The following is an 11910-nucleotide window of genomic DNA, read 5'->3' on the forward strand; positions in this document are numbered from 1 at the left end:
GAGTGGCCCTTTCATCCTCATCGGGCGCCGGGCGAAATCGCCGGTGGGAGCTGTGGGGGCGAATCGCAGGTCCCGTGGGAGTGAGGGGGGTTCGTTGGCGGGCGCGAGCAGTCGGCGGCACACCGTGGTCGTGCTCACTGCGTTACAGCTGGAGTACGAGGCGGTGCGCCACCACCTGAAGGGCGTCCGCGAGGTCGAGTTGCCACGAGGCACCCTCCTCGACGTCGGCCGGGTTCCCGGCCTCGACTGGCAAGTGGCCCTGGCGGAGACGGGGCCCACCAACACCCGTGCCGCACTCGTCGCGCAGACCGCAATCGAGCACTTCGACGCGGAGGCGGTGCTCTTCGTCGGCGTAGCCGGTGCGCTCAAGGACGATGTTCACCTCGGGGACGTCGTCGTCGCCAGAAAGATCTACGGCTATCACGGCGGCCGCGAGAGCGTGGACGGGTTCAGCTCCCGGCCCGACGCCTGGGAATCGGCGTTCGACATCGACCAGTTGGTCCGCTCCGCTCGCCGCAACGAGCCCTGGATCTTTCTGCCCCCGGAACAACGGCCTGTCGCGCCGCCCCGGGTTCACTTCGAACCGATCGCCTCGGGCGATGTGCTGATCGGCTCCCGCGACTCCGAGACCGCCCGCCGGATCCGCAGCCACTACAACGACGCGGTGGCCGTCGACATGGAGAGCCACGGAGTCGCCCACGCAGCCAGGATGCACCGCACAGTGCGGATGCTCGCTGTGCGCGGCATCAGCGACTTCGCCGACTCGGGCAAGGCGGCATCCGACGCCTCGGGCTCCCAGCAGACGGCGTCACGGCACGCCGCCGCCTTCGCGCTGCGGGTGCTGCGCGACCTACGGCCCACCGGGCGACCGCGCAGGGAGCAGCCCGAACGGCCCGCGGTCGTGGTGGTGTCCGGACCCGATCGCGACTCCGGCTCCGCGGCCTGGACCGGCCGGCCCGTCGTCAAGGTCGAGGAACAGGAGTACCTGCTGTACGAAGGTCCTGGGGATCTCCTCCACGAGTCGCGCGACGGCGAGGTGGTGCGGCGTCAGGCGGTGGCACGTGTGGCGTCCGACCGGACGTCCCGCGGCTCCTACGTCTGGCTGCGCCAGGTCGACCGGGAACGGCCCCTGCCCGGCTCGGCCTTCGACCCGTTGGCCGCGCTCGAACAGGAGGCCAGGTTGTGCCGCGACCTCCGCGGCCCCGACGTCGTACAACTGACCCGCCACGGGAACACCGCCACCCTTGCCCTGACCTGGCCGGCCGACCCGAAGCTCGGCCATCCCCGGGGAACCCTCCACGATGTGCTGCCCGAACCCCCCTCGCGGCTCGACCTGCTGCGACTGCGGTCGGTCGTGAAGGGGGTCGCCGAAGTGGCCGAAGTCCTCGAACGGCTGCACGGCAACGGGTTCTCGCACCGGGCGCTCCGGCCGACCGCGATCGTCATGCACCGGCCGCGCATGGTGCTGCGCGACTTGGGCCTCGCCACCGTGCCGCCACGCCAGGGCGAGAACGCCGGGCCCTATCAGGCCCCCGAGCAGCGGCACGGCTCCGCGGACCGCCCCGGACCCGCCACCGACGTCTACCAGGTGGGCGCTCTGCTGCATCGTTCGCTGACCGGCCGACCACCCGTTCCCGGACTGCCCGCCTACCGCGCTTCCGCCCCCGTTCCGGCCGGTCTGGCCCACGCGGTCGCCGGTGCACTGCGGCAGGACCCGGCCGAGCGTCCAGGCGTCCGTGCCCTCCGCCTCGCCCTGCTCGCCGCTGTCCGCGAACTGTCGGTCGTCCCGGCACCGTCCCAGCGCTGAGGATCATCGATGCCTGTCACCACCGTCGACCTGCGCGCTCCGCTGGTGCTCGTCCCGGGAATCGCGCTGGACGAGCAGCTCCGCACCAAGATCGAGTCCAGCGCCGGGCTGCCGTCCGACGTCTCACAGATCGTCCACGATCTGAACCAGCTCAAGGGCGGCGCCGCCGTACGCCTCGACCCTGGCAACAGCCGATTCAAACCGTCCTTGCTGGTGCACACCCATACCTACCGGCTGCGCCTGGAGACGACGAATCGAGGCACGGGCTACTTCGTCAAGCACATCGACCCGCTGCGCTTCGCCGACCGCGCGCGCCTCGCTCGGTCCTGTCTCCTTCTGCGCCCACCCGCCTGGCGGATGGTGCTCGAACTGAGGGCGGTGCCCGAGGGCTCGGACGCCCAGTGGCAGAGCATCGAACAGGCCTGGGAGAGCCTCGGTCAAGCGCAGACGCAGCAGCGAGGGACCCCCTCCGTCAGCGAAGCGCAATCGGAGTTCCTCGACACCGTGGACCGGCTGATCGACGCGACCGAGGAGATCACCACCAGGGAGGACCGCAGTGCCGCGCCCTTCCCCTATCAGCGCCTGACGGCCACCGGCGGCAAGCGCCGGAGCAGCACTCCGCAGGCCGCGTACGAATTCCAGGTCGTCGGCCCCGAGTTGCCGCCGATGGGTGCCTTCGTCCGGATTCAGGGTGGCATGGAGACGCGCGGCAAGGTGAAGCGTGTCTCGGGGCAAGGCGTCACGGTGCACTTCGACGAACCCGTGTCGTGGGATCGGCTGCCCGCGCGCGGCGCCCTGGAACTCGTACCCGGCTCGGTGGTCTTCAACAAACAGCGGCAGGCGGTGGCGAGTCTGCGCGCGCAGGACACGCCGAGCCCGGGCCTGCTGTCGGCGCTGGTCGAGCATCGGGTGCGTACGATCCCGGCCACGGAGGTGCGGCCGCACGAGGAGCTCGATCCCGAACAACTCGCCGCGTTCCGCAAGGCGTTGGCCACTGAGGATCTCCTTGTGGTGCTCGGGCCGCCCGGCACCGGCAAGACCCGGACCATCACCGAGATCGCCCACACCACCGCGATCACGGCGGCCGCCAACGGCGGCCGGGTCCTCGTCACCTCCCACACCAATCGCGCCGTGGACAACGTGCTCGCCCGCCTGCCACGGGATCTCGTGGTGATTCGGGTCGGAGACGAGAGCAAGGTCCACGCCGACGTGAAGCCGCTGCTCCTGGAGGAACAGTCGGAGAACCTCAGCGAGGGAATCCGACACACCATGGTCGCGCGCGAGCAGGCCTACCGGGACGCCGCGGCCGCCGCACCGTGGACGGCGGAACTCGCCGCCCTGCTCGGCCAGGTCGACGACCTCGTCCAGAGCGAGAAGGCCGCGGCCCTGCGCCTCGAAAACGCGATCCGAGCGGCCGGCGCGGCGGCCCGGGAGTGGCTGGCGGAGCTTCGACGCGAGGAGAACGAGCGGGAGTCAGCGCGGCTGCGGCTCACCGAGCAGGCGGCTCAGCTCCAGTCGAAGGTGCAATCCGAACGGCAGCGTTCCCACGCTTGGTTGACCGGACGGATGCACCGTTCCAGGGCCCGCCGCGGGGAAGAGGAACTCACCACGGTGCGGCACGAGATCCAGCGGCTTGAGGCACTGGGTCCCGAGCTGCGCCGCCAAGCGGAGGCGGCCGGCGCCGAGGTGGACCGCGCGGTCCGGGAGGACCCTGCCGTCAACGCGTCCCTGGCTGCCCGTCAGGCCGCGGAGGGGCAGCTCGGCAAGGCCCTTCAGTCCGCCTACGAGACCGCCGACATGGCTGTCAGCGCGCTCAGCGCGGTCCTGCCGGGTGTGTCCGGGCCCGCACGGCTGTCGGACCCGGCCGATGCCACGCATGCCCTGCACGCTCTGCACCGGCAGTTGGAGGCATGGCTGCCGCTCGTCTCCGAACGCCAGAAGCTCACCCAGCAATGGCGGGCGGCCATCGCCCAGGACCCGGGACAGCTGGTGCCCGAACTCGTCCGCTACGCCCAGGTGGTCGGTGCCACGTGCATCGGGGCCGCTTCCCGTGCCGAACTGTCCGACGTCGACTTCGACTTGGGGATCCTCGACGAGGCCGGCCAGGTCGGCGTCCCGGACGCGTTGGTGCCGTTGACCCGGGTCCGCCGCGGTGTCCTCGTCGGCGACGACCGGCAACTGCCGCCCTTCAGCGACTCCGAGGTGGCCGACTGGGCCCAGGGCCAGGGCGACCCTGAACTGCTCCGCCTGACGTCACAGAGCGCCTTGGAGCTGCTGCGGGCCGGGCTGCCCTCCTCCCACATCGTCCAGCTGGCCCGGCAGCGCCGGATGCCGGCCGAGATCGCCGACTTCATCTCGGCCTCCTTCTACCGGGGAGAACTGCTCACCGAGAAGGAGCACCGGCACACCGACCCGTTGTTCGCCAGCCCGATGGCCTTTGTCGACACCGCGGCGCTGCCCGGCGGCCAACGTCGCGAGACGGCCGGACGGCGGGCTGAGCGCCGAGGCCGCAAGGGCGTCCTCAACACGTGCGAGGCGCGCCTCCTGGCCCGCCTCGCCGCCTTCTACCACCGGCGGGGTTCCGAGTGGGTGGTGATCGTCCCCTACCTCGCGCAGCGCCTGGAGGTCGTGCGGCACCTCACCCCCTTGATCGGCGACTCACAGCTCGCCGACGCCTCGGTCGGCAGCGTCGACTCCTACCAGGGCGGAGAGCGCGAGGTCGTCCTGTACGGCTTCACGCGCAGCAACCCCGAGGGCCGGATCGGCTTCCTCAAGGAGCTGCGGCGCGCCAACGTCGCCTTCACCCGCGCCAAGAGCCAGTTGGTGATGACGGGTGATCTGAGCACCCTGCTCCGCGCGGACGACCCCGGGTTCCGCGCTCTGGCCGACGATCTTCACCGGCATCTGCTCGACCGCGGCGACCTGGTGGACTACCAGGACGTCATGGCGGCGCTCGACGAAGCCGCCCCGAGCTCGGACGAAGATGCCGGCCTGCCCCCGACGGGAGGCCGACCGTGACAACAGCACCCCGCCTGATGCCGTTCCCCGAGGAACGGGTCCTGGAGGACGCCGCCTTCGGCCAGGGCATCGTGCCCACCCGGCTCCATGCCCTGCTCCTGCCCGTGTGGCAGGTGGAGATCCGCGCCGACATCACCGAGGGCGAGGACTTCTTCCTCATCGACCGTTTCCTGGGCCGCGGTCTGCGCCACGGCGCCTTGCACACCGTCGACGAACTCGCCACGTTCTTCGCCCTGGACCGTGCCCTGGTCGCTCAGGCCGTTCGCGTCCTGATGGCGATCGGCCATCTGCAGGAGTCCGCGGGGCGTCTCTCTCTGACGCCCCTGGGGGAGCGCTCGGTGGACGACGACATCCGCTACGTGATCACCCGCCAGGATCGCCGCAAGCTGTACTTCGAGGCCCTGAGCTGCACCCCGCTGACCCGGGTCCACTACGACGAAGAGGTCGTGACCCTGCTGTCCGGCGACGAACTGGACAGGGCACTGCGGATCGACCGATACCCACGCTTCACCCCGATCATCGCGGACTCCGGCTTCGACCGCGCGACCCTCGACCGCCTCACGAGCCGCACCGACCGGGCCCGGTTCAATCTGCCCGTCGCCCTCAACTCCGTGGAGAGCCTCAACGAAGAGCTCGTCTTCCTGCCCGTCTATCTGGTACGCGGCCGAACGGGGCTCCTGGTCTACGGCCAGGCAGGCGCGGGCACGGCACACGACCCGGAGCTCAGCGAGCTCTGCACCCGTACGCCAGGCTTGATCAGCACCCTCGACGACGAGATCACGGCCGAGGAGGCGGACGAGCGCGTCGTGCGGGCCGCCCGGAAGTGGCTCCGCGAGCAGGGCCTCGACTCGGTCGCTCCGGAGCAGGACGACGACGGCACCTGGTCGGTTTCCCTGCCCGCCACGGCCTTCGGCGAGAACGGTCTCCCGGTGTCCCGCGTAGGCACCTACCGCATGGCGGGCAGCGGCTTCTTCCGCTTGTGGTGCCCGGACGACAACCTGCGCAAGTACGCCCTGCTGGACCGCCTGGACCAGCGCCTCGGCTCTCGACGGCACGTCACGCGACAGGAGGCGGAGGACCACATCGCTCGCCTGGCCCGTCAACTGCGCCTGGAGGTCCCCGCCCTGTCCCGGCTCCGCGGCGGCGCCGAAAAGACCGGCCGCAGCGGCCTCGAGGCCCACTTGGCCCGACTGGAGAACGCACAACAGTGATCACCGCTCATGGGGGAAGAACACGATGAACACCGCACTGCTGTCACCGGCCGGATGGCTCGTGCTGGCGCTGCCCTGGCCGGCCGAGACACGCGACGGATGGGGAGAGTGCGCAGCCGTCATCGCTCCGTCGATGATTCCCCGCTCCCTCGTCAGCCAGGAGGCCACCACCGTGCTCGATCTCGCCACCGCCCTGGCCGGCGATACGGACGAGGGCCTACGCCACCCGGGGCATCGGCAGGCGAGGGGCGCTCAGTACCGCATGAACAGCGCGCACGGTTAGGGCCTCATCCTGGACGGACAGTACGGGCCGGGCTCCGACGCGGCCTGCCGCAGCTTCCAGCTGAGCAGGGGCCTGACGCTGGACACCGTCGCGTCGGCTCCGGGGGACTGGGCAGATTCCGTAATGGGCGGTACATTCGATCCCTGAAACTCGCTGATCTGAAACGTGGCAAGCCGGAGGACGCGGCCTCGACGGCTGCCGTGCTCCTCGGTGGTCCCACGCCGCAGAAGGGAACGCCATGAGCCCCACGCTGGCCGACGAGATCCGCAGTCGGCTCGGACAGCTGAGTCCCGCGGAGCGCAAGGTCGCGCGGGTGCTGCTGGCGGGGTATCCGGCCGCGGTCTTCGAGACGGTCGCCACGATCGCGGAGCGGGCGGGCGTGTCGGCACCCACGGTGCTGCGGTGCGCCTCCCGGCTGGGCTACCGGGGCTTCCCCGACCTCCAGGCCGCTCTCCGCTCCGAACTCGACGCGCGCAACGCCTCGCCGATCACGCTCTACACGGCCGCGGAGACGTCGAAGCACGATCGGACGGAGGCTCCGCAGGACGCCGCCGCCACCCAGCTCGGCGCGCGCTCCTCACTCGTGCGGCAGGCCGTCGCCCAGACCTTCAACGAGGTGTCCGCCCACGAGTTCGAGGACGCCGTCGGCCTCCTCTCCGACCCGCGCCGTCGCGTGCACGTGGCGGGCGGACGCTTCACGCACCTGATGGCCGAGTACCTGGGCCTGCACCTGATGCAGTTCCGCGACCAGGTGGGCTTCCTGCCGCACAAGGACGTGGAGCGGACCTCCTTCCTCACGCAGCTCACCCGACGCGACGTCACCGTCCTCTTCGACTACCGGCGTTACGAGGCCGACAAGACGCTGATCGCCGAACTGGCCCGAGAGCGGGGCGGCAAGGTCATCGTGTTCACCGACCCGTGGCTCTCCCCCGCCGCCGCCCACGCGGACGTCGTGCTCATCACCCAGGTCTCCTCGGACTCCCCCTACGACAGCCTGGTACCGGCCCTGGCGGTCGTCGAGGCCCTCGTCGCCGCCGTCCTCGACCGGATCGGCGGCAGCGGCCACGAACGCATGAAGGAAGCGGAGCGGGTCGCCCGGCGCACCGGCCTGCTCTGAGCGGACCGCGCGTCGCGGTCCGTTCGACGACGCGAAAGGAGCCGGCCCCCGTCCGGAGGCCGGCTCCGTGTCGTGCCGGTCAGCGCGGCGCGATGTCGATGCGCAGGGAGAGAAGCGTGCGGGCGTCCGTGCCGTCGCCGGTGAAGGCGGCGAAGCCGCGCGCCTTGGTGAACGTCACCGTGAACCGCGGCCCGCTCTCGAACGTGGTCGCGGTCGCCCTGTTCTGCGCCCGCGTCGAGGCGAGCGCCCGCGCGGTGGTGCGGAAGCCGTACGGCACGCCGTGGGGGTTGGCCGCGGAGGAGAAGACGTCGGTGTTGGCGGGCACGGGCGCCGTTCCGACGGAGTTCAGGGGCTGCTTGGACGGGTGGACGCGCGGCGTCCAGGTGCGCGCGTCGTACTGGTCCCCGTCCGTGAGGTAGCTGTAACGGGCCCGGCGCAGGGACCAGCCGTCCTCGGATTCGTGGGCGCGGGCGTCGCGCAGGTCCAGGACGGCGACGCCGTTCGGACCGAGGACGCTGAGGTGCTCGCGGGCGCTGCCCGGCCGGTCGACGACGAGGGCGGTGTTCTCCTCCAGGCCGTAGACGCGGTCGTGGCCGGTGTCGGAGGCGAGGCGGAGCGCGCGGCCCTCGCGACCGTAGGCGCCGGTGTGGGTGTCGACGAGCCCTGAGCGGAGGAAGCCGAAGCCGCCCTCGGGGAGGTGGCCGAGGCGGGTCGCGTCGTCGAAGTAGCCGGGAGCGCTGCCGTCCCTGAGCCCCTCGTACGACTCTCCGCCGGTGACCATGTTGGGGCCCGAGGCGATCTGGGCGCCCGCGGAGGACCCGGCGACGACGGCGCCCCGGGCGAGCTTGGCGCGGATGGCGGCCAGGACCTTGGAGTCCCGGTGCGCGTCGCCGCGCAGCAGGGTGGTGACGTAGCGGTACTGGTCGCCGCCGCCGAAGAAGAAGCCGGTCATGGAGTTGACCTGTGCGACGACGGCGTCCGAGTCGGCGTTGGCGACGTGGTCGATGTCCAGGGGGATCCACTGGGCGTCGGCGGCGCCGTGCCGTTTGAAGACCTCGGCGTAGTACGCGCCGTTGCAGGCGGAGTTGCTGCACCGCTCGGGGTCGCCGGCGTGGGGGTCCTGCCGCTCGGGTACGGAGGCGGCCGTGATGATCCCGATGCGGGCGCCGGGGCCGCCGGCCCGCTTGATGATCTCGCCGTAGACCTGGGTGTTGCTCTCCTTGAGGGCTCCGCCGATCAGGACGAGGGACCCCGCCTGGGTCCGGGCCCGCGGGGCGTCGGCCAGGGCGGAGGAGGAGACCGAGAGGAGGGAGACGGCGAGGGCGCCGGCGAGGACGGTGCGGCGTGCGGGTGCGGAAGGGACGCGCATGGTGCCTCCGTTGAGGGTCGGATGGGTCGCGGGACGGTGCGAGGGGCGGGGCGCGTGGCCGGGGCCCGGGGCGGGCGCCTCCCCGGCGTACCCGGGGCGGAGGGGAGCGGGGCTTGCCTCCGCCGCGCGTCGGGGTCGGCGTCGAGGTGGCACCGGCGTCGTTCAGGTGGTGCCGGCCGTGCCCAGGGAGGCGATCAGATCGGCGAGGAGGGCGATGCGCTGCGGGACGCTGGTGACGTCGAGCCACTCCTGGGGCGTGTGGTCGGCGCCGCCGACCGGGCCCAGGCCGTCGAGAACGGGGATGCCCGCGCCGGCGATGAAGTTGGCGTCCCCCACGCCGCCGGTGGCGGCGGCGCCCAGCTCGATGCCGGCCGCCCGGGCGGCGGCGCGCGCGTGGTCGAACATCCGCCGGGAGGCGGGGGTGTCCTCCATCGGGGGGCACAGGTCGAGTTGCTCGACCTCCACCGTGACCCCGGGGACGCCCGGCTGGTCGGCGGCCTCCCGGATGGCCCGCGTGACGCGCTGGATGTCGGCCGTCGTGGCGGCGCGCACCTCGATGCGCAGTTCCGCACGGGGGCAGACGATGTTGGCGCGGGTCCCGGCCCGGACGACGCCGACATTGACCGTCACGTCGTCCCAGTGGCCGTTGAGGGCCTGGAGGGCGACGGTGAGGTGGGCGGCGGCGAGGGCGGCGTTGGCGCCGCGCTCGGGCTCGATGCCGGCGTGTGCGGCCCGGCCGGTGACGGTGAGGCGGAAGTCGGCGACGCCCTTGCGGGCGATGACGAGGTCACCGTTCTCCCGGGCGCATTCGAGGCCGAGCCCGAAGTGCACGCCGGCGGCCGTCGCCTCGATCAGCGGCCGGCTGGCGGGCGAACCGATCTCCTCGTCGGGGGTGGCGAGCAGGACCAGCTCGTCGTACGCGTCGGCGCCCAGGTCGCAGAGGATCTCCAGGGCCGTGAGTCCGGCGAGCAGGCCGCCCTTGTCGTCGCTGACGCCGGGGCCGTACGCCGTGGAACCGTCGATCCGGAAGGGGCGGGCGGCCGCGGTGCCGTTGTCGAAGACGGTGTCCATGTGGCCGGCGAGGAGGATCCTGCGGCCGCCCTCCGACTCGGGCAGCGTGCCGCGTCGGCGGCCGACGAGGGCGTCGCCGGTCCGGTGTCCGTCGGGGGGCGACGGCAAGCGAACGCGTTCCACGGTGAATCCGATCCGTTCGAGCCTGCGCTCGATCCAGTCGGCGACCTCGTTGACACCTTCGGCGCTGTAGGAGCCGGAGTCGACGGAGACGAGCTCCTCCAGGTCGTGCAGGTAGTCGGCGCCGCGGGCGCGGGCCAGGTCCAGGAGGTCGTCGAGCCTCTCCTGGCGGCGGGTCGGGGCGCTCACAGGACCTTGGACAGGAAGGCGCGGGTGCGCTCCTGCTCCGGGTCAACGAGCACCTGGCGGGGGTCGCCCGCCTCCACCACGACGCCCTCGTCCATGAAGACGGCGGTGTCGCCGACCTCGCGGGCGAAGCCGATCTCGTGGGTGACGACGACCATCGTCATGCCGTCCGCGGCGAGCTGCCGCATGACGTCCAGGACGTCTCCGACGAGTTCGGGGTCCAGGGCGGAGGTCGGCTCGTCGAAGAGCATCAGCTTGGGCTTCATGGCGAGCGCCCGGGCGATCGCCACGCGCTGCTGCTGCCCGCCGGACAGCTCGGCTGGGTAGTGGTGCCCACGGTCGCCGAGACCGACCTGGTCGAGGAGGGCGTGGGCGTGCTCCCGCGCGTCGGCGCGGGAGACGCCCGCGACCTTGACGGGGGCCTCCATCACGTTCTCGACGGCCGTCATGTGCGGGAAGAGGTTGAAGCGCTGGAAGACCATGCCGATGTCGCGGCGGCGGTCGGCGACCTCGCGTTCACGCAGTTCGTGGAGCTTGTTGCCCTGCTGGCGGTAGCCGACGAGCTCCCCGTCGACGGTGAGCCGGCCGCCGTCGACCTTCTCCAGGTGGTTGATGCAGCGCAGGAAGGTGGACTTCCCGGAGCCGGAGGGGCCGAGGAGGCAGCAGACCTGACCGCGCTCCACGGTGAGGTCGATGCCCTTGAGGACCTCCAGCCTCCCGAAGTGCTTGCGTACGCCTTCGGCGCGCACCATGGGGGTGCTCATCGGTTCTGCTCCTTGCTGTTCTTGCCGAGCCGCTCCACCGTTCCGCCGAGGAGGCGCCGGAAGGGCGAGACGTGCCCGGCGCGGGTGGTCCCGCGGCCGTAGCGCCGCTCCAGCCAGGCCTGGGGCACGCTGAGGAGGGTGACGAGGGTCAGGTACCAGATGCTGGCCACGACCAGCATGGGGATGACCTGGTAGTTCTGGGCGTACACGTCCTGGATGTTCGACATCAGGTCGTGGGCGGAGATGACCGAGACGAGCGCGGTCATCTTGAGCATGTTGATGGTCTCGTTGCCCATCGGCGGGATGATCACGCGCATGGCCTGCGGCAGGACGACCCGGCGCATCGTGAGCGCGGGCCGCATGCCCAACGAGTGGGCGGCCTCCGCCTGGCCGGGGTCGACGGACTGGATGCCGGCGCGGACGATCTCCGAGGCGTAGGCCGCCTCGTTCAGGCCGAGGGCCAGGAGGGCCGCGATCGCCGGTGTCAGCAGCGCGTTGGTCTCGGCCTGGAAGAACGTGATGTCGGTGAAGGGGATGCCGATCTTGACGTACTGGTAGAGCGCGGCGGCGTAGCCCCAGAAGATGATCTGGACGAGTAGCGGGGTGCCGCGGAAGACCCAGACGAACGCGTTGGCGAGTCCGTACAGCACGGGGCTGGACGAGAGCCGCATGACGGCGATCAGCGTGCCGAGGGCCAGACCGAGCAGCATGGCGGCGGCGGTGAGCCAGAGCGTCGTCGCAAGACCGTCGAAGATGAGGTCGGCGAAGAGGTAGTCACCGACTACGTCCCAGCGCAGGTTGTCGTTCTTGGCGAGGGAGCCGATCAGTCCGACGAGGGCGAGGACCGAGGCGACGGCCGCGATCCAGCGCGCGTAGTTGCGGACGGGGACGATCTCGAGTTCCCCGGTGGGGGGCTGGTCCGTGGTGGTGGTGCTCTGCGGGACCTTGGTCGTGCCGGCCATCT

9 protein-coding genes are annotated in these 11910 nt (G+C 71.5%); 5 read left to right on the plus strand and 4 right to left on the minus strand.

Annotation, left to right across the window (positions count from 1 at the left end; translation table 11 throughout):
* Positions 1 to 130 precede the first annotated feature (130 nt).
* From ICC28_RS18400 to ICC28_RS18420, 5 genes are all read left to right on the plus strand, one after another.
* Positions 131 to 1807 carry a hypothetical protein gene (locus ICC28_RS18400; RefSeq protein ID WP_188289680.1) on the plus strand — a complete coding sequence of 559 codons (1677 nt, stop codon included), beginning with the start codon at positions 131 to 133 and terminating at the stop codon, positions 1805 to 1807.
* 9 nt (positions 1808 to 1816) lie between these two features.
* Positions 1817 to 4825, plus strand: coding sequence for a DEAD/DEAH box helicase (locus ICC28_RS18405; RefSeq protein ID WP_188289681.1), 3009 nt, complete (start codon positions 1817 to 1819; stop codon positions 4823 to 4825).
* Entirely contained in the window at positions 4822 to 6036 is a 1215-nt protein-coding gene (locus ICC28_RS18410; protein WP_188289682.1) for a hypothetical protein, read from the plus strand. Before ICC28_RS18405 ends, ICC28_RS18410 begins: the two co-directional genes overlap by 4 nt.
* A 25-nt stretch (positions 6037 to 6061) precedes the next feature.
* A complete protein-coding gene (locus tag ICC28_RS18415; RefSeq protein WP_188289746.1) occupies positions 6062 to 6319 on the plus strand; it encodes a hypothetical protein in 258 nt (85 codons plus the stop codon).
* 238 nt (positions 6320 to 6557) lie between these two features.
* A complete protein-coding gene (locus tag ICC28_RS18420; protein ID WP_188289683.1) occupies positions 6558 to 7436 on the plus strand; it encodes a MurR/RpiR family transcriptional regulator in 879 nt (292 codons plus the stop codon).
* Positions 7437 to 7515: 79 nt separating this feature from the next.
* Here the strand turns inward: ICC28_RS18420 and ICC28_RS18425 are convergent, their stop codons facing one another.
* From ICC28_RS18425 to ICC28_RS18440, 4 genes are all read right to left on the minus strand, one after another.
* Positions 7516 to 8805 (minus strand): cyanophycinase, encoded by a 1290-nt coding sequence (locus tag ICC28_RS18425; RefSeq protein ID WP_188289684.1) that lies wholly within the window; start codon positions 8803 to 8805, stop codon positions 7516 to 7518.
* A 162-nt stretch (positions 8806 to 8967) separates the two neighbouring features.
* Positions 8968 to 10185, minus strand: coding sequence for a M20 family metallopeptidase (locus ICC28_RS18430; protein ID WP_188289685.1), 1218 nt, complete (start codon positions 10183 to 10185; stop codon positions 8968 to 8970).
* On the minus strand, positions 10182 to 10946 hold the full coding sequence (locus tag ICC28_RS18435) for an amino acid ABC transporter ATP-binding protein (protein ID WP_411158606.1): 765 nt from the start codon (positions 10944 to 10946) through the stop codon (positions 10182 to 10184). The genes ICC28_RS18430 and ICC28_RS18435 overlap by 4 nt, the downstream gene beginning before the upstream one ends.
* The gene (locus ICC28_RS18440; RefSeq protein WP_188289686.1) at positions 10943 to 11908 is read right to left on the minus strand and encodes an amino acid ABC transporter permease; all 966 of its coding nucleotides are present in this window, start codon (positions 11906 to 11908) and stop codon (positions 10943 to 10945) included. The genes ICC28_RS18435 and ICC28_RS18440 overlap by 4 nt, the downstream gene beginning before the upstream one ends.
* Between the last annotated feature and the right edge of the window lie 2 nt (positions 11909 to 11910).

This window comes from Streptomyces sp. TRM68416, assembly GCF_014596915.1.
Taxonomy (GTDB): domain Bacteria; phylum Actinomycetota; class Actinomycetes; order Streptomycetales; family Streptomycetaceae; genus Streptomyces.